Here is an 18,028-nt window from a genome sequence, read left to right as displayed (position 1 = left end):
TTAGAAGAACGTCTATTTTTGGTTGAAATAGACGTATCTATATATCTTCAGAACGAAGACCCTGCCGTTTTCAGAAACGCAATTTCTTCCTCGGTTGAAGTTCGCCCCAAAATTTCATTACGATGCGGGAAGCGCCCGAAGCGGGCAATGATATCGCGATGGCGAATTGCAAATTGATGGAAGCCATCGAAGGTGCTTTTCTGCGCAGCGGATACCTCGCTCGCAAGTTGTGCCATCAATTGCACTGCGCGTTCCTGATCAGCGATCGCTTCAGAATGCTCCAACGGCAAATAGAAAAACACGCGTTCTATCGGTCGTAATAATTGATCGACACCCTGCTCCAGCGCTTGCTTACACAATTGCAAGGCGAAGTGATCGTATGCAAACGACGCTGGCGTGCCGCGATATATATTGCGGGGGAATTGATCGGTGAGCAGGATGAGCGCAAGCAATCCGCGCGGGGTGGACTTCCATGAATCCAATAAGCCATCGGCAGCAGCCAATGTTGATTTTTCAAAACGCTGCGCGATATTGTGATCAACCGCAGTGTCTTTGGACCACCAGAGTTTTGCCTTTTGATCAGCAACCTTGGCGTCATCGGTGTCAGTGCCGAACCAGAATTCGTGTATCGCATCTGCAGTTTCCATATGTCCTTAGCTATTTCTCAAAGAGAAACAGATGCGGACGTATGGTCGATTTTGCAACTGCAAAATGCGCTAATACAAAAGCTTTTTTGCTTAAGCTTTTGTATTGACGTTGTTACCAAGATGAGGAGGCAGCGACACGGTCGGGATCGCTTCGATCAAGGAAAGCGCTGCGGAGCTTTGTGCGTCCAGTGCTTTTTTGAAAACAGCAACCGAGACATCCATATTGTTACGCTGCTGCGCCATGCTTGTCGCCAAATTAGCAATATTGCTTACGTCCATATTCGCCTTTATGCGCCTGAAGTGGCGCGTCTATCTTATTAACGACAGCGGATCCAAATACTTTAAATAAGTGAAGCATGAATGCTGGACTGTAAAAATTACACGAATCAAAACCACAACAAATACAAAAAAGAAAGTTTGCTTGGCAGCCAACTTTTGAGAAAATTTGCTGTCCTATCGATTAGCCTATCAGCTGTAAATGCGACATTCTTTTTAAAGATTAATTAAAAGATATTTGCGCTTACTTACTCAGTTATCGGGCTTGGAATCAAGCAGCTATTGATCTTGTTGAACAATCTAAAATATAAAAATCATTATGCGTAATCAATGTCGCGTTCAACTCTTGAAGAGCTTTTCACTCGTGGCATTTTGCCTTTCGATGACTGCTTGTGCATCGCTCCCCGATGTTAATTATTTAAAAACATCGTTGGATGCTGAGGATTCGGCAACCGTACAAACGACGCAAGGCACATTATCCAAAGCCAAAACGGAGTCCTTGCTCTCACAAAGACTGCGTAGTGCAAAAGTCGATTTACCAGAGTTGGCTGCGCTGGAAGAAGCCGCTACCGGACGCCCGCTCATCGCCGGCAACAAACTCACACTCTTGAATGATGGCCCGCAAACAATGGCGGCGATGATGGCGGCGATCAAAAATGCCAAAGACCACATCAATCTGGAAACCTATATTTTCGACAAGGAAGGTTTGGGCGGCGAGTTCGCCGATCTGCTGATACAAAAGCAGCGCGAAGGTGTGCAAGTTAATGTAATTTACGACAGCATAGGTTCGCTCGGCACTCCGCCAGAATTCTTTCAGAAACTGCGCGATGCTGGCATCAGCGTAGTCGAATTCAATCCTGTTAATCCTTTCAAACGGATGATTTCATGGAACTTGAATAATCGCGATCACCGCAAAATTTTGGTAGTCGATGGCAGCATCGCTTTTACCGGTGGCATCAATATTACGGATGATTATTCTTCTGGCTCGCTCTTTCGTTCACGTTCGAAAAACCATTCGAATCTTGGCTGGCGTGACACGCATATTCAAGTCGAAGGACCAGCCGTGGCATCCTTTCAATGGTTGTTCATGCAGACTTGGGTCAGTCAAAAAGTCGATGATCTCGCTGCACGCAAATACTTTCCACCTCTGAAACCAGTAGGCGACAAAATTGTGCGCGTCATCGGCAGCGAACCTGGCGGCGATTTTGAAATCTACAAGGCTTACATCCTCGCCATGCAGGAAGCTAAGACTTCGATACACATTACCAACTCCTACTTCGTACCGGATGTGCAGATGGTGGATGCGCTCACCAAGGCAGCCAAACGCGGTGTCGATGTGAAGATTGTTTTCCCCGGCGTGTCGGATGCAAGCATGGTCAGACATGCAGGCCGTTCTTTTTATTCCCAATTATTGGCTAGTGGCGTACGCATCTTTGAATTGCAGGAATCCGTCCTGCACGCGAAGACCGCAGTCATCGATGGTTACTGGTCGACTGTGGGCTCGACTAATCTGGATATGCGCAGCTTTTTGCACAATAGCGAAGTGAATCTGATTGCGATTGATCAAAACTTTGGCACTGTCATGGAAAGTGCTTTCAATGAAGATTTGAAAAATTCGGTGGAAATCGATCCTTCAAAATGGGAAGAACGCCCTGCTTCAGACCGTATGCGCGAATGGATGGCTCGTCGTTTGGAATACTGGCTTTAATAGCAACAGCCGCAGAGCTACATCCGAAGATATATTCCTCCCGCTAGCATTCAAAAAACTGAGCGCTTTGGTTATCAAAAAGATAAAAATGAGCCGAGTGCACGACGCGCTATAATCGTGCACTCTTAGTCTTGGCAAAAATTTTGACTGATTCCACCCAGCCCGCATCAAAAAAATTAAGACGCCCTTCCCTTCAGGAACGTCTCACTGCGTTTATCTTCCTAGTTACTCTTTTACTTATCAGCATCCTCGCTTGGAATAGCTGGCATGCGCGCGCGAGCAAACTAAACGAAAGCAAGATTACCACTGCCAATATGGCACGCGCACTGGCGCAACATGGTGAAGACACCATAGGCGGCATCGACAACGTGCTGGTAGGTTTAGTAGAGATGTTGGAAAAGGATTCCTGGAACCGTGAGCATCTTGATCGCATGAATATCTTCTTGCGACAACGCGTTAAGGATCTGGATCTATTGCACGGTATTTTTGTCTACGACGAAGAAGGCCGCTGGATCGTCAATTCGCAAGAAATTCTGCGTACCGATTTGAATAACGCAGATCGCGAATACTTCATATTTCATAGAGAGAATGCGGCTCGAGGTCCATACATCGGGCCTGCAGTACGCAGCCGTTCCACCGGCGACTGGATCATTACCGTGTCGCGTCGTCTGCAACATCCTGACGGTAGCTTTGCCGGCGTGGTGCTGGCAACCATCAACATGCAATATTTCCGCACGTTTTATGAAAGCTTTGATATCGGCAAATCCGGTTCAATTTTTCTGGCGTCTGACACTGGCACTATGTTGATACGACGTCCATTTGACGAAAAAATGATAGGCCGCGACATTAAAAAAGGACCGGTATATCAGCACTATTTAAAAAATGGACCGGCGGCCACTACGATATTGGTACCAATTATCGACAAGATTGAGCGGATATACAGTTATCGCCATCTTGAGCATTATCCATTGCTGATTAGTGTAGCTTTATCAAAGGAAGAAGTACTAGCCAGTTGGCTCGATGAAAGCATACGCTTTGCGCTGGCCAGCGCGGTCTTGATTGCGCTGTTATGGATATTGGGCTTACGTCTAATCCATCAAATTGCGATACGTGAACGCACACAATCGGAGTTACGTGCAACGCAAGATGATCTCGAGAAAACCAATCGCGAATTGGCCGCCTTGGCATTAATGGATGGATTAACTGGATTGGCAAATCGACGTCGCTTCGATGCCGCACTAAGCGAAGAATACGCACGCGCCATACGCAACAAAACACCACTCGCCGTCATCATGCTGGATGTCGATCACTTCAAGAAATACAACGATCTCTATGGCCATCCGCAAGGCGATGAATGCCTGAGGCTTGTCAGTGCCGCGCTAAAAACCGTGCAAAGCAGACCTGGCGATCTGGTCGCTCGTTACGGCGGAGAAGAATTTGTCATTCTGCTGCCAGGCACAGATATAGACGGCGCCACAGTAGTCGCAGAACGCGCACGTGCGGCAGTACAAGAACTGAACATAGCGCACACAGAAAATCGAGAATCCATCGTCACCATCAGCGCTGGCGTAACCGCTATCTTCCCAGTGCGTAGCAGTCTGCCAGCGAACTCTGCACAAGAATTGGTACACACCGCTGATCAGGCGCTTTATCAAGCGAAAGAGAATGGTCGTAATCGCGTATGCGCTATTGCATCCAGCACTACAAGTATTTGATCGATTAGTTTAATTAATAGAGTTTATTCAACAGACTTTATTAAACCGCCAACCACTCTTTGCGTATTGCGGCATCTGATTGCAGCGCTTGCGGCGAACCTTCAAATACGATTTTTCCGTGTCCCATCACATATACGCGCTGAGAAATCTTTAGCGCAATATCGAGCTTTTGTTCGATCAGCAAAACCGATACACCGCGCTGTACCAATTCCTTCAAAAACTCGGCCACCAGCTCGACGATTTGCGGGGCCAGGCCTTCGGTCGGTTCATCGATCATGATCAAATCGGGGTCGCCCATCAAGCTGCGGCACAAAGCCAGCATTTGCTGTTCGCCACCGGATAGCATGCCAGCAGCAACGTGCTGACGTGCTTTAAGTTGTGGGAACAAACGATACATATCATCAGCATTCCAACGCGAAGGACCGTTTCGTTTTTCGCCCAACAATAAATTCTGCGCTACCGTCAATGTGGGAAAAACATCGCGACTTTCTGCCACGTACGCCAAACCTTTTTGTGCAAGTTGAAAGGTCTGCAAACCCAAACTTTCTTGGCCTTTAAATATTAGCGAACCGGTCGCCGCTACCATGCCCATCGCTGCCTTGACGGTAGTTGAACGGCCAACGCCGTTACGTCCCAACAGACTGACGATTTCACCCTGCTTCACCACCAGATCCACGCCGTGCAGCACATGACTTTTATCGTAGTAGGCGTGCAGGTTTTTAATTTCGAGTAGCGCACTCATACAAGCTCCTCGCTATTTGCTGAGCTGCCGAGATACGCTTGCTGCACATGCTCGTTCTTGCGAATTTCAGCCGGCGTATCGCACGCGATAATCTCGCCATAGACCAATACAGCAACGCGATCTGCCAGATCGAAAACCACGCTCATGTCGTGCTCGACCATCAACAACGTTTTGCCAACGGTGACTTTGCGTATCAATTCAACCGCGGCTTCGGCTTCCGAACGACTCATGCCGGCAGTCGGTTCATCCAGCAAAATGATTTCAGCACCGCCAGCAATCGTGATGCCTATCTCAAGCGCGCGTTGTTCTGCATAAGTCAGCAAACCTGCGTCGACATCTCGTCTCGCCTGCAAACCGATTTCTTCCATGACTTTTTCGGCCAACGCATTTGCATCTTTCAAAGCATTCAAGCGATGCCAAAACGAATAGCGATAACCAAGCGACCACAGCACTGCGCAGCGTAAATTTTCAAACACGCTTAAGCGATGGAAGATGTTTGTGATTTGAAAGCTGCGTGACAAGCCAAGTCGATTGATTTGATATGGCCTACGGCCGGCAATGCTTTTGCCATTCAATAGAATATCGCCACTGCTCAGCGGGAAACGACCGGAAATCAAATTGAACAATGTGGATTTTCCGGCGCCATTCGGACCGATCAGGGCGTAACGCTGGCCCTGCTGTATTTGCAAATTGGCGCCACGGATAATTTCGGTTTTGCCAAAACTTTTCCGGACGTCGATGAGTTCGATTGCGGGCACAAGTGCGCTCATACCTGCACCTGCTGATCTTTAGCTGAGCTTACTGAATCGACTGTATTCCAGACAAGACAAAGTCTTCTACGCATACCTATCCAGCCAGCCAAACCCACACCAATCAGTGCAATCGCCGCTAACCAGCTATAAGATTGCGCGGTATCCACAGCAAAATAGAATAACTGCATGTTGCTGTCATCCGCAGCATTTAAAGTCAGGTGGTATAGCATCTCAACCATTATCACAAAACCGATCGTCGCCAACATTGCAGCCAGCAAAGCCAGCGCGAGCTGCGGCAACACATGCTTGATTTTTCCACTTCGAATCAGAGCAGGAATTTGCATAATCAACCCAGCAATTCCACCAGGCGCATACATGACGATCAACACAAATAACACGCCGAAGTAAAGCTGCCATGCACTGGTGTAGCTCGACAGCATGACGGTCAAAAAGACGCCGACGATTGCGCCAATAAGCGGACCGAAGAAAAAGCCGGTACCGCCAATCACCGCAAACAACAAGATAGAGCCGGAGCGCAAGGCGCTGACATTTTCAGCGCTGACGATTTCAAAATTGATGGCGGTCAAACCACCGGAGATTCCAGCAAAGAAGGCTGACAGCATCAAGGTCAAATAGCGCACCCATTGCGGATCGTAGCCTATGAATTCTGCGCGCTCAGGATTGTCACGTACTGCATTGATGATGCGACCCAGCGGCGTCTGCGTGAATGCAAACATCGCGAGAGTGCACAAAAAAAGCCAGAATGCGATCAGGTAATAAACCTGTATTTGCGGCCCGTAACTGATGCCGAAGAAAGGTTCGCCGATGACGCGATTCGTTGAGACCCCACCTTCGCCGCCGAAAAATTTCGGAAACATTAGTGAACAAGCGAACACCAATTCCACAATACCGAGCGTGATCATCGCGAACGTGGTGCCGGATTTTTTTGTCGTCACATAACCAAACAGTGCGCCAAAAAACATCCCTGCAAAACCACCCACCAATGGAATCAACGAAACGGGAATAGCCACACTGCCAGCAGCTGCAAGATTGAGTGCGTGGATAGCGCAAAACGCACCCAGCCCCGAATACACCGCGTGCCCGAACGACAGCATGCCGCCCTGCCCCAACAACATGTTGTACGACAGAGCGAGAATAATGAATGCACCCATCTGACACAGTAATGACAGCGATGCGCCCTTGTTGAAAATCAAGGGCGCGATGAGCAAGCTCAAGGCAAAACCACCCCACACTATCCAGCGACCGAGATTGAAATTTTTCATGGGCTAGCCTTCCCTCGTGCCCATCAAGCCTTTGGGCCTGAAGATCAATATGAGCACTAATAAAAGGTAAGGCAATATCGGAGCGAGTTGCGATATCGTCAGCTGCATGGCTGTGTAAGCGAATGTGCTTTCATCTACGTTGAAGCCCAATGCAGCGAGCATGCTCAACAGTGAGAAATCCAGTGCAACCGCAAAGGTCTGCAATACACCTATCAACAACGATGCCAGCAAAGCACCGGTCAGCGAACCCATGCCACCCACAACAACGACAACAAAAATGATGCTGCCCAATGCGTGCGCCATATTCGGCTCAGTGACGAATGCATTGCCACCAATCACGCCAGCCAAACCCGCCAGCGCACAACCGCCACCGAATACCCACATGAACACACGCGGCACATTGTGACCTAGCGCTTCGACCATCTGCGGATGCGTCAAGGCAGCTTGAATCACCAAGCCTATGCGGGTGCGCGTCAACACGAAATAGATCGCGACCAGCATCAAGACAGCAATCAACATCATGAAGGCGCGATAAATCGGAAAGGTGGTGGTGTAGAGCGTGAACAGCGAACCTTGCAGCTCTGCCGGAATAACATAAGGCACCGCAACGCGGCCCCATAGCAATTGCACTAGCTCGACAATCACGTAGGACAAGCCATAAGTAAACAGCAGTTCGGGAATCTGGCCGTATTTATGCACCTTGCGCAAACCGTAGCGTTCAACCAGCGCGCCCAGCAAACCTACTGCCAGCGGCGCCAGCACCAACGCTGGCCAGAATCCGATCGCCGTACTGATGCTGTATGCGAAATACGCGCCGATCATGTAGAAGCTGGCATGTGCAAAATTCAGCACGCCCATCATGCTGAAAATAAGCGTCAATCCGGATGACAGCATGAACAGCAGCAAGCCGTAGCTCAATCCGTTCAGCAATGAGATCAGCGTGAATTCCAAGAAACCGGCTTCCCTGTTTGATTGCAGCGCGAGTGGCAGTGAGCTTCCTGCCTATTTACGCGCATGATGATGTTGGCGATATTGCGCAAGTGCTGCAGGTACAAATCTGCAGCTTTGCAATACTAACCTTGCCCGCAATTAATTGGGGCGTTTCATCTGACAAGAAGTCGGCTGAGCCGCGACATAGGCATCGATTTTTTGGTTGGTGCGCCAGCCGTAGCCGGTATCTTCCTGATCGAATTTGACGTCGGTATTATTTTTCTTCACCCAGGTGGCGATGTATAAAGGTTGTTGCGCCTGATGATCGGATTTGCGCATCTCTACTTCGCCGTTCAGACTTGTGACCTTCATGCCTTCCATCGCCAACGCAACTTTCACTGGATCGGTGGAACCGCTTTCCTTGAATGCTTTACCCAGCATGGCCATGATCGTATAGGACGCGATCGCGTAGTAGTCATCGTTATATTTTTTCTTGTACTGCTCGATGATGTCCTTGCCGGCATAGGTTTCGTTATTCAGATTCCAATTGGCGATGTAGCGGACTCTATCCAGCCCGGCTGCGGCCATTGCAGTCGGCACGCCCGTCGTCGCTGCGTAATAGGTATAGAAATTCGCCTTCAGATCCGCATCCTTGGCCGCCTTGATCAACAAGGCCAGATCCGCGCCCCAGTTGGCGGTAATGATCGTATCTGCACCTGAGGCCTTCATCTTGGCGACGTAAGGGGCAAAATCCTTTACTTGGCCGATAGGATGCAAATCGTCACCCACGATTTGAATATCCGGTCGCTTGCGATTCAAATAAACACGCGAGGTGCGCGAGACTTCTTGCCCTAATGCGTAGTTCTGGCCGATCAGATACACCTTCTTGATGCTCGGATCTTTGGCCATGTAGGTGGTCAGCGATTCCATCTTCATTTCGGAATGCGCATCGAAGCGGAAATGCCAGAAGCTGCACTTCTCATTCGTCAATACTGGATCGCCAGCTGAGTGATTCAGAAAGACGACTTCCTTGCCGGGATTGCGTTCGTTATGCTTGTTCACCGCATCAATCAGCGCAATCGCGACGCCCGAACCATTGCCTTGCGTGATGTAGCGATAACCCTGATCAATCGCGGACTTCAATTGAATCAACGATTCTTGCGGGCTACCTTTGTTATCGAAGCCAACTACTTCTATCGTGTTATCGTCACCCCATTTTTTTTGACTGGCTCGCTCTGCCATCATTTGAAAACTTCTCAAAAGATTTTGTCCGACTGGTGCGAACGGACCTGACAAAGGATCGATGAAGGCAACTTTCACATTCTCGGCGTGCGCGAGCGGCGCGTATGCGAAGGAAAAAGCTGCAGTGGCAATAAGTGAAATCGGTAGAGAGAAAGCGCGAAGAAGCATCGTATTTTTTGTAAGCAATAGTGGCTATTTTTATACCATATATATGGGAAGTTTTGTTTCAAAAAATGCATTAAGGAAACTATTTTCCAGCTCACGCATCTCATTTGATCTTCTCTGTCAAAATACGCGTTTTCGTCCTGCAGCTGGCTTGAACAAAGTATTACAAACTATCATTCACACGATTTGAATCGAGCCTAAATTCGATCCTCATTCATTGCTCAATCACTCTCTGATCTGATTTGTACTTTGCGCTATCGCCCCCATCTGCAGGCTTACAGAAATTCAAGGAATTGACATGAACGCGCCAATATTGCCGCAAGCTGGTCACACCATAGACCAACTGCCGCTTGCCAACTCCTTTACCGCGCTGCCGCCTGCGCATTACACGGCATTGATGCCTACGCCTTTGCCTAAACCGTATCTGGTCTGCACCAGCGCGTCGGCTGCGGCATTGATCGGTCTTGATATTAAAGATGCCAATGACGTGACCCTCATCGACATCTTTACCGGCAATCAAATCCTGGCAGGCTCGAAACCTTTATCGGCGGTGTATTCCGGCCATCAGTTCGGCCAATGGGCAGGACAACTCGGTGACGGCCGCGCGATCCTGCTCGGCGATGTGCCAGCACCAACGATCGAACCATCTGGCCGTATGGAGCTGCAATTAAAAGGCGCCGGCTTGACGCCCTATTCGCGCATGGGCGACGGTCGCGCGGTGTTGCGTTCATCTATACGTGAATTCCTGTGTTCCGAAGCGATGGCTGCTTTGGGTATCCCAACCACGCGCTCTTTGTGCGTCACAGGTTCAGATCAAATCGTCATGCGCGAACAGCGTGAAACCGCCGCGGTCGCAACGCGCATGGCGCAAAGCTTCGCGCGCTTTGGCTCGTTCGAACATTGGTTTTACAATGAAAAACACGATGAGCTGAGAACGCTGGCCGATTACGTCATCGACAATTTTTATCCGCAATTCAAGACTGCCGACAATCCATACAAGGCGCTGCTCACCGAAGTCACCTTGCGCACCGCGCACATGATTGCGCACTGGCAGGCGGTCGGCTTCATGCATGGCGTGATGAATACCGACAATATGTCTATACTCGGCCTGACGCTGGATTACGGTCCCTTCGGTTTCATGGAAGCATTTGACGCTACCCACATTTGCAATCACACCGATCAGCAAGGCCGCTATTCGTATGCGCGCCAACCGCAAATCGGCGAATGGAATTGCTATGCATTGGGTCAGGCATTGTTGCCCCTGATCGGCGAAGTCGAAGAAACCCAAGCCGCACTGCGCATCTACAAACCAGCCTTTGCAGCAAAATTCCAGGAACTGATGCGTGCCAAACTCGGTCTGCAAACCATCCAGCCGGATGACGGAAAATTATTCGATGGCTTGTTCGATGTGCTGCACGGCAGTCATGCTGACTTCACACTGTTCTTCCGTAGTCTGGGCAATGTGAAAATCGATGTGGCCGATAGCTGGGAACCGGTACGCGACCTGTTTATCGATCGTGCCGCATTTGATGGCTGGGCTCAGCAATATACTGCTCGCCTGAAAGCAGAAAACAGCCAGGACGAGCCGCGCAAACTTGCAATGCACGCAGTCAACCCCAAATACGTTTTACGCAATTATCTGGCCCAAATTGCGATCGAAAAAGCGCAGAATAAGGACTTTTCAGAAGTCGCCAAATTATTGCAGGTGCTGGAAAAACCGTTTGACGAGCAGCCTGAAAACGAGAAATATGCCGCCTTACCGCCCGACTGGGCCAACGACCTGGAAGTGAGTTGCTCATCATGACTGAAAAAGTAATCAAGACCGACGCCGAATGGCGCGCAATGTTGGGCGATGAGCAGTACGACGTTACCCGTCACGCTGCGACCGAAGCGCCGTATTCCGGCCGCTATTGGGATCATCACGAACACGGCATTTACACCTGCGTGTGCTGCAATACACCGCTATTTGCGTCGGATACCAAATTCGATTCCGGCTGCGGCTGGCCGAGCTACTTCACTGCGCTCAATCCAGAAAACGTGAAAGAAAAAGTCGACCGCGCCTACGGCATGATTCGCACCGAAGTCATCTGCAATGTATGCGATGCGCATCTGGGTCACGTCTTCAACGACGGCCCGCCACCAACCGGCCTGCGCTATTGCATCAACTCGGCATCGTTACGCTTCGATGCCACTCCTGACCTGACCGAAGGCGCGCCTAAATGAAATTCCTGTTCGACCTTTTCCCCGTCATTCTTTTTTTCATCGTCTTTAAATGGGGCGAAGGTAATGCCGAAGCCGCGCAATCGTTCGGCCAGCAATTTCTTTCCGGTCTAGTTTCCGGTGGTGAAGTCACGCTGACGCAAGCGCCTATTCTGCTGGCGACGGCCATCGCGATCATTGCGACGATCGTGCAAATCGGCTATCTGCTTTCTCGCCGTAGAAAAGTCGACGGCACCTTGTGGCTGTCGTTCGCAATCATCGTGTTCTTCGGTGGCGCGACGATTTACTTCCACAATGAAACCTTCATCAAATGGAAGCCTACCGTTCTCTACTGGTGTTTTGCCGCTGCACTCTTGTTCAGCCAAATCTTCCTGAAGAAGAACCTGATCCGCACCATGATGGAAAAACAAATGTCGCTGCCGGATGGAATCTGGCGTCGCGTCAATTTGTCATGGGTCGCGTTTTTCATGAGCATGGGCTTGCTGAATCTGTATGTGGCATTTAATTTTTCCACTGCAACTTGGGTGAATTTCAAGTTATTCGGCGGCATGGGATTGATGTTTGTCTTCATCATTGCGCAAAGCCTGATCCTGTCCAAATACATGAAAGAGCCACAATGAGCGACAGAATTGACCGCATCCGGGAACGACTTGTTGAAACTTTTGCACCATCGGAATGTCAATTAGAAGACGAGTCAGCTTTGCATGCAGGACATGCTGGTGCTGCCTCAGGTGGCAGTCACTATCGACTGCGCATTGTTTCCGATAAATTTGAAAAACAGGGCCGTATACAACGCCATAGGCTGGTGTATGATTGCCTAGATGACATGATGCAAAAAGAAATACATGCGTTAGCCATTACTGCTTTGGCGCCATCAGAAGTTTGACCCGCGCTTAGTAAATAAAAATAGATCGATTGCCGTACCCTCTAATAAAATACTTCCATTAGGAATTTATATGACTTTCAAACCTGCTCATCTGCTGGTCGCATTATTCGTATCCGCTGCACTGCCTGCGATGGCACAAAATCTGGCCGTAGTGAATGGCAAACCAGTCCCGTCTTCCCGTGCTGACGTCATGGTCAAGCAAATGGTTGCTCAAGGTCAGCAAGACACCCCAGAACTCCGCGCCATGATCAAGGACGAATTGATCAATCGCGAAATCCTGATTCAAGAAGCGGACAAGCTCGGCCTCGGTAGCCAAGCCGATGTCAAAAGCCAAGTCGAAATCGCACGCCAATCGATCCTGATCCGTGCACTGGTTGCCGACTATCTGAAAAAGAATCCGGTCAAGGACGCAGACATCAAGGCTGAATACGACCGCTTCAAGGCACAAGCAAGCGACAAGGAATACCACGCTCGCCACATCTTGGTTGAAAAAGAAGAAGACGCAAAAGCCATCATCGTCAAGTTGAAAGCTGGCGCCAAATTTGAAGATCTGGCCAAGCAATCTAAAGACCCAGGCTCAGCAGCTAACGGCGGCGATCTGGATTGGGCAGCCCCAGCAGCATTCGTCAAACCATTCTCGGATGCGATGACTTCCCTGCAAAAAGGTCAACTGTACGACACACCGGTTAAAACCCAATTCGGTTACCACGTGATCCGTTTGGATGACGTACGTGCAGCGAAAATCCCGACACTGGAAGAAGTAAAACCGCAAATCGCAGAAGGCCTGCAACAGAAAAAACTGCAAGCGTTCCAACAGCAATTGCGTGCTAAAGCGAAGATTCAATAATCTTTTGCTGTGATTAAAAAAGCGCTCTTCGGAGCGCTTTTTTAATTGTTGTTTAGTTTTGGTTTGTTGGTGTTGATGCTTTTCTCTCTTCAGGGTTAGTTGCCGGAAGTAGCCCGGCGGCTACTCACAACGAAGAAACGTAAAAATTAATAAACACCAAACCAAACTCAAACCACAACTTCATAAAAAAAGCCGCATAACGCGGCTTCGTAATACACAATACTAATTCGCTTAAAGTATACGCAAGGAATAATCCGTAGCGCGCACATCCTTAGTCAACCCACCAATCGAAATCCGATCAACCCCAGTCTCCGCAATCGCCCGAACCGAATCACGATTGACGCCGCCGGAGCCTTCGAGCAAAGCGCGACCATTAGTAAGCGCCACCGCCTCACCCATCATCTCCAGCGAAAAATTATCCAGCAATACCGATTCCGCACCAGCATCCAGCGCATCCTGCAATTGCTGTAAATCTTCAACCTCGATCTGTATCGTCACACCCGCATTCAATGCCAACGCAGCTTGCATAGCGGCCTTAACGCCGCCCGCTGCTGCAATGTGATTCTCCTTGATCAGGATGCCGTCACACAGCGCCAGGCGCTGATTCTTGCCGCCACCTACACGCACTGCGTACTTCTGCGCCAGACGCAAGCCAGGGAGTGTTTTGCGCGTATCCAGAATGGCTGCCTTGGTACCGGCTATCAGTTCTACATATTCACGCGTCGCGGTCGCAACGCCCGAGAGTAATTGCAGAAAATTCAAGGCTGCACGTTCAGCCGTCAACAAGGCACGTGCGGGTGCTTCGATGGCGCACACTTCGCTGTCCGCTTTCATCAAATCACCTTCTGCATAATTCCAGACGATCTTGATACGCGCATCAAGCCGCTTCATCACGGCGTCAAACCACGGTGCGCCGCACAGCACCGCGGCTTCGCGCACGATCACGTGTGCGTTGACGATTTCTTGCTCAGGTACGAGCTTGCCGGTGACATCACCAGTACCGATATCCTCGGCCAGCGCAGCCACAATATTGGCTTCGAACGCCAAGGTCAGTGCCGCATCGAAAGGTGCAAATGGATTGTGCAACTGGCTCATGCCGGACCTATTCCTGAAAACAGTTTTCCTTCTTTTGCCAGATCGCTGGACGGACGTACGTTGGCTTTTTGTGCTGCGGCAAAATCCAGCATGCGGTCGATACAGACGGTTGCCTTGCGGCCGATTTCTGGATCGACGTGAATTTCATTGCGACCTGACTCCAACACATCAGCCAAGTTCTGCAAACCATTCATCGCCATCCATGGGCAATGCGCGCAGCTCTTGCAGGTCGCACTATTGCCGGCGGTCGGTGCATCGATAAAGATTTTTCCCGGTGCGGCCTGTTTCATTTTGTGCAAAATGCCGTTGTCGGTGGCGACGATAAATTCAGGCGCGTCCATTGTTTGCGCTGCGTGTATCAGTTGCGAAGTCGAACCGATGGCGTCAGCAAGTGCCACGACTGATGCTGGCGATTCCGGATGCACCAATACTTTTGCGAGTGGATGTTCTTTCTTCAACAGTTCCAGCTCGACTGCCTTGAACTCGTCATGCACTAGGCAAGAGCCCTGCCACAACAGCATGTCCGCGCCCGTCTGTTTTTGAATGTAGCCACCCAGATGTTTGTCCGGTGCCCACAGGATTTTTTTTCCTTGTGCATGCAAATGTTCAACAATCTTCAAGCCAATCGACGATGTGACCATCCAGTCGGCGCGCGCCTTTACTGCTGCGCTGGTGTTTGCATAAACGACCACCACGCGATCCGGATGCGCATCGCAGAAGGCATTGAATTCATCAACAGGACAACCGAGATCGAGCGAACAAGTCGCGTCCAGATCCGGCATCAAAATAGTTTTCTCGGGACTGAGAATTTTTGCTGTTTCGCCCATGAACTTTACGCCAGCAACGACCAGCGTCTTGGCCGGATGATCGCGACCGAAGCGCGCCATTTCCAAAGAATCGGATACGCAGCCACCGGTTTCTTCGGCCAGATCCTGCAGGTCGGAATCAACGTAGTAATGCGCAACCAATACGGCTTCGCGTTCTTTCAGCAAGCGCTTGATGCGCTCCTTCAAGGCAATTTTTTCTTCCGGCGTTGGTGTGGCCGGTGAGCGCGCCCAAGCGTGGGCGACGCAACTGGTGCCGCTTTCCATTGCTGGACGTTCGAATTCAATAGTTTTGATTGGCTGGATTTGCATGGCTGGTCAGTGATTGAACACGATGAACTTGTTAAGCTGTGACGATACCGCAGTCAAATTGTAGCGTCATTTCGAGGTGACGGTTGGCCGTCGCGAATGCAATGTTTGTTATTTTAAAACAAGGCTGCAAACGTAAAAAAGCGCGACGGGAATTTTCCACGTCGCGCTTTTTCCTTGCCGTTCTTAGTCGATACCCTGGCTGGTCAGATATTCTTCGTATGTACCTTGGAAATCAACGATTTCGTTTTCTTTCACTTCCAGCACGCGCGTTGCTAGCGATGAAACGAATTCGCGATCATGCGAAACGAAAATCAAGGTGCCGGCGTATTTTTCCAGCGCGATGTTCAGCGACTCGATCGATTCCATATCCATGTGATTGGTTGGCTCATCCATCAGCAGCACGTTGTGACGACCGAGCATCAGCTTGCCGTAAGTCATGCGACCTTTTTCACCACCGGACAATACGCGAACCGATTTTTTTACATCGTCTCCACCAAACAGCAAACGGCCAAGAATCGAACGCACCTGTTGATCATCGTCGCCTTCTTGCGTCCATTGCCCGATCCAGTCGGTTAGGTTTTTGTCGCTGGCAAAATCTTCAGTCGGATCTTGCGGCATGTAGCCGACATTGGCGTTTTCCGCCCATTTGACTCGGCCGCCGTCAGCATCTAAACCGGCAATATCCTTGCCGCCTATGCAACGCAACAAAGTCGTTTTACCCGCGCCGTTGGCACCGATGATCGCAACGCGCTCGCCCGCTTCAACAGTAATGCTGAAGTTTTTGAACAACTGGCGATCAAATGCTTTGGAGATGCCTTCTACTGTCACCGCTTGGCGATGCAATTTTTTCTCGCCATCAAAACGCACGAACGGATAAGCACGTGACGATGGTTTGATGTCATCGACCTTGATTTTTTCAATCTGTTTGGCACGCGATGTCGCCTGACGCGCCTTTGATTTATTCGCAGCAAAACGACGCACGAATTCCTGCAATTCTGCGACCTTGTCTTTTGCTTTCGCGTTATTCGCCAGTTGTTGATTACGCGCTTGCGTCGAAGCAAACATGTATTCGTCGTAATTGCCTGGATAAATCTTCAGCGTGCCGTAATCCATATCAGCAACATGAGTGCAGACCTGATTCAAGAAATGGCGATCATGGGAAATGATGATCATGGTGGAGTTGCGCTCATTCAGCACATCTTCCAGCCAGCGAATCGTGTTGATATCCAGATTATTGGTCGGTTCATCGAGTAACAAAATGTCAGGATTCGAAAACAGCGCCTGCGCCAGCAATACGCGCAACTTCCAGCCCGGCGACACATTGCTCATCGGACCTTGATGCAGGTCGATAGAGACACCAGCGCCCAGCAACAACTCACCCGCGCGCGATTCAGCAGTGTAACCGTCGTACTCAGCGAACTTCGCTTCGAGGTCAGCCGCCTTCATGTAGTCGTCGTCGGTCGCTTCCGGATTCGCGTAAATCGCATCGCGTTCCGCCATCGCCGCCCACATTTCCGTGTGTCCCATCATCACGACATCCAGCACGCGCATTTCTTCAAACGCAAACTGATCCTGGCGCAATTTACCCAAGCGCTCGTTCGGATCAAGCATGACAGTACCCGCGGTCGAATCCAGATCGCCGCCGAGAATTTTCATGAAAGTGGACTTGCCGCAGCCGTTAGCGCCAATCAGGCCGTAACGGTTGCCGTCGCCAAACTTGACGGAAATGTTTTCAAACAACGGCTTGGGGCCGAACTGCATCGTGATATTAGCTGTGGAAAGCACTGATAAAGCCTTTGGAGGTATTAATTTGGATAGGCGGGCATTTTACCATTGTGGAGCTGGGCCGGCTGCGCTTGGCAGTAGCTTTTGCTGCGTTTTGCGGGGATTTTCTATGAAAATGGGTGTTCTATGTGGTTGAATCAGTTGCCGGGAGTGGCCCGGCTGCCACCTTCTTTCTTTGTTTCGCCAAAGAAAGAAGGCAAAGAAAGGCGACCACAAAGCCGCTGCCCTTCGGGTTCCCATCTGTGCAAATCAAAAAATGGGAAGCGAACGAAACTCGCCTTTGGCTCAAACAGCGTTCACTTCTTTTTCCATTTTCTGCTCCGCACAAACGGCAGCGTCAGAGCGGGTGAAGGTCAACCGCTACTTCAACTTCAACTTCAATTCGACGGCAACCACATAGTTGCGAGTCACCCTCAATCCATCTTACTTAGATTCGATCCGGTAGCTGTAGTTAGAACTTTTGGTTTTGGTTTTGGTTTTGGTTTTGGTTTTGGTTTTGGTTTTGGTTTTGGTTTTGGTTTTGGTTTTGGTTTTGGTTTTGGTTTTGGTTTTGGTTTTGGTTTTGGTTTTGGTTTTGGTTTTGGTTTTGGTTTTGCAGT

The 18,028-nt window shown here is 49.9% G+C and carries 17 protein-coding genes and 1 pseudogene; 8 read left to right on the top strand and 10 right to left on the bottom strand.

What is annotated here, in order from left to right; all coding sequences use genetic code 11:
* Positions 1-47 precede the first annotated feature (47 nt).
* Together Q7T66_RS09255 and Q7T66_RS09250 are read right to left on the bottom strand one after the other, a co-directional pair.
* Positions 48-647 carry a DUF924 family protein gene (locus Q7T66_RS09255; protein ID WP_304933050.1) on the bottom strand — a complete coding sequence of 200 codons (600 nt, stop codon included), beginning with the start codon at positions 645-647 and terminating at the stop codon, positions 48-50.
* A gap of 90 nt (positions 648-737) precedes the next feature.
* Positions 738-926, bottom strand: coding sequence for a YjfB family protein (locus Q7T66_RS09250; protein ID WP_304933049.1), 189 nt, complete (start codon positions 924-926; stop codon positions 738-740).
* Positions 927-1,305: 379 nt separating this feature from the next.
* Between Q7T66_RS09250 and cls the strand changes: the two genes are divergently transcribed.
* Both cls and Q7T66_RS09240 read left to right on the top strand, forming a co-directional pair.
* Positions 1,306-2,631, top strand: a complete 1,326-nt coding sequence (gene cls / locus Q7T66_RS09245; protein ID WP_304933048.1) for a cardiolipin synthase — start codon at positions 1,306-1,308, stop codon at positions 2,629-2,631.
* Positions 2,632-2,762: 131 nt separating this feature from the next.
* Positions 2,763-4,346: a diguanylate cyclase domain-containing protein gene (locus tag Q7T66_RS09240; protein WP_370691636.1), complete on the top strand. Its 1,584-nt coding sequence runs from the start codon at positions 2,763-2,765 to the stop codon at positions 4,344-4,346.
* Positions 4,347-4,386: 40 nt separating this feature from the next.
* Here Q7T66_RS09240 and Q7T66_RS09235 read toward each other — a convergent pair whose 3' ends face one another.
* From Q7T66_RS09235 to Q7T66_RS09215, 5 genes are all read right to left on the bottom strand, one after another.
* Positions 4,387-5,088, bottom strand: a complete 702-nt coding sequence (locus Q7T66_RS09235; protein WP_304933046.1) for an ABC transporter ATP-binding protein — start codon at positions 5,086-5,088, stop codon at positions 4,387-4,389.
* Complete coding sequence (locus tag Q7T66_RS09230; RefSeq protein ID WP_304933045.1) at positions 5,085-5,858, bottom strand: ABC transporter ATP-binding protein; 774 nt, start codon at positions 5,856-5,858, stop codon at positions 5,085-5,087. The genes Q7T66_RS09235 and Q7T66_RS09230 overlap by 4 nt, the downstream gene beginning before the upstream one ends.
* Positions 5,855-7,123, bottom strand: coding sequence for a branched-chain amino acid ABC transporter permease (locus Q7T66_RS09225; protein WP_304933044.1), 1,269 nt, complete (start codon positions 7,121-7,123; stop codon positions 5,855-5,857). The genes Q7T66_RS09230 and Q7T66_RS09225 overlap by 4 nt, the downstream gene beginning before the upstream one ends.
* 3 nt (positions 7,124-7,126) lie before the next feature.
* Positions 7,127-8,074 (bottom strand): branched-chain amino acid ABC transporter permease, encoded by a 948-nt coding sequence (locus tag Q7T66_RS09220; RefSeq protein WP_304933043.1) that lies wholly within the window; start codon positions 8,072-8,074, stop codon positions 7,127-7,129.
* Positions 8,075-8,212: 138 nt separating this feature from the next.
* A complete protein-coding gene (locus Q7T66_RS09215) occupies positions 8,213-9,463 on the bottom strand; it encodes a branched-chain amino acid ABC transporter substrate-binding protein (RefSeq protein WP_304933042.1) in 1,251 nt (416 codons plus the stop codon).
* A 295-nt stretch (positions 9,464-9,758) separates the two neighbouring features.
* Here Q7T66_RS09215 and Q7T66_RS09210 point away from each other — a divergent pair, with 295 nt between their 5' ends.
* From Q7T66_RS09210 to Q7T66_RS09190, 5 genes are all read left to right on the top strand, one after another.
* On the top strand, positions 9,759-11,264 hold the full coding sequence (locus tag Q7T66_RS09210; protein ID WP_304933041.1) for a YdiU family protein: 1,506 nt from the start codon (positions 9,759-9,761) through the stop codon (positions 11,262-11,264).
* On the top strand, positions 11,261-11,683 hold the full coding sequence (gene msrB, locus Q7T66_RS09205) for a peptide-methionine (R)-S-oxide reductase MsrB (RefSeq protein WP_304933040.1): 423 nt from the start codon (positions 11,261-11,263) through the stop codon (positions 11,681-11,683). The genes Q7T66_RS09210 and msrB overlap by 4 nt, the downstream gene beginning before the upstream one ends.
* Positions 11,680-12,300: a septation protein A gene (locus tag Q7T66_RS09200; RefSeq protein WP_304933039.1), complete on the top strand. Its 621-nt coding sequence runs from the start codon at positions 11,680-11,682 to the stop codon at positions 12,298-12,300. Before msrB ends, Q7T66_RS09200 begins: the two co-directional genes overlap by 4 nt.
* Positions 12,297-12,566 carry a BolA family transcriptional regulator gene (locus Q7T66_RS09195; protein WP_304933038.1) on the top strand — a complete coding sequence of 90 codons (270 nt, stop codon included), beginning with the start codon at positions 12,297-12,299 and terminating at the stop codon, positions 12,564-12,566. Before Q7T66_RS09200 ends, Q7T66_RS09195 begins: the two co-directional genes overlap by 4 nt.
* Before the next feature lie 70 nt (positions 12,567-12,636).
* Positions 12,637-13,413, top strand: coding sequence for a peptidylprolyl isomerase (locus tag Q7T66_RS09190; protein ID WP_304933037.1), 777 nt, complete (start codon positions 12,637-12,639; stop codon positions 13,411-13,413).
* Between the two features lie 231 nt (positions 13,414-13,644).
* On the opposite strand, the gene nadC is transcribed toward Q7T66_RS09190, so the two are convergent.
* The 3 genes from nadC to Q7T66_RS09175 all read right to left on the bottom strand — a co-directional run bounded on the left by nadC (position 13,645) and on the right by Q7T66_RS09175 (position 17,429).
* Positions 13,645-14,508: a carboxylating nicotinate-nucleotide diphosphorylase gene (gene nadC / locus Q7T66_RS09185; RefSeq protein ID WP_304933036.1), complete on the bottom strand. Its 864-nt coding sequence runs from the start codon at positions 14,506-14,508 to the stop codon at positions 13,645-13,647.
* Positions 14,505-15,644 carry a quinolinate synthase NadA gene (gene nadA, locus Q7T66_RS09180; RefSeq protein WP_304933035.1) on the bottom strand — a complete coding sequence of 380 codons (1,140 nt, stop codon included), beginning with the start codon at positions 15,642-15,644 and terminating at the stop codon, positions 14,505-14,507. Before nadA ends, nadC begins: the two co-directional genes overlap by 4 nt.
* A 183-nt stretch (positions 15,645-15,827) precedes the next feature.
* Positions 15,828-17,429: an ABC-F family ATPase gene (locus Q7T66_RS09175; RefSeq protein WP_304933034.1), complete on the bottom strand. Its 1,602-nt coding sequence runs from the start codon at positions 17,427-17,429 to the stop codon at positions 15,828-15,830.
* Positions 17,430-17,555: 126 nt separating this feature from the next.
* Here Q7T66_RS09175 and Q7T66_RS09170 point away from each other — a divergent pair.
* Positions 17,556-18,028 (top strand): annotated as a pseudogene (locus Q7T66_RS09170) (hypothetical protein); the annotation flags it as partial.

This window comes from Herminiimonas sp. (assembly GCF_030655415.1).
Note: the sequence above shows the minus strand (reverse complement) of the source record. Positions and strands in the feature narration are given on the sequence as shown.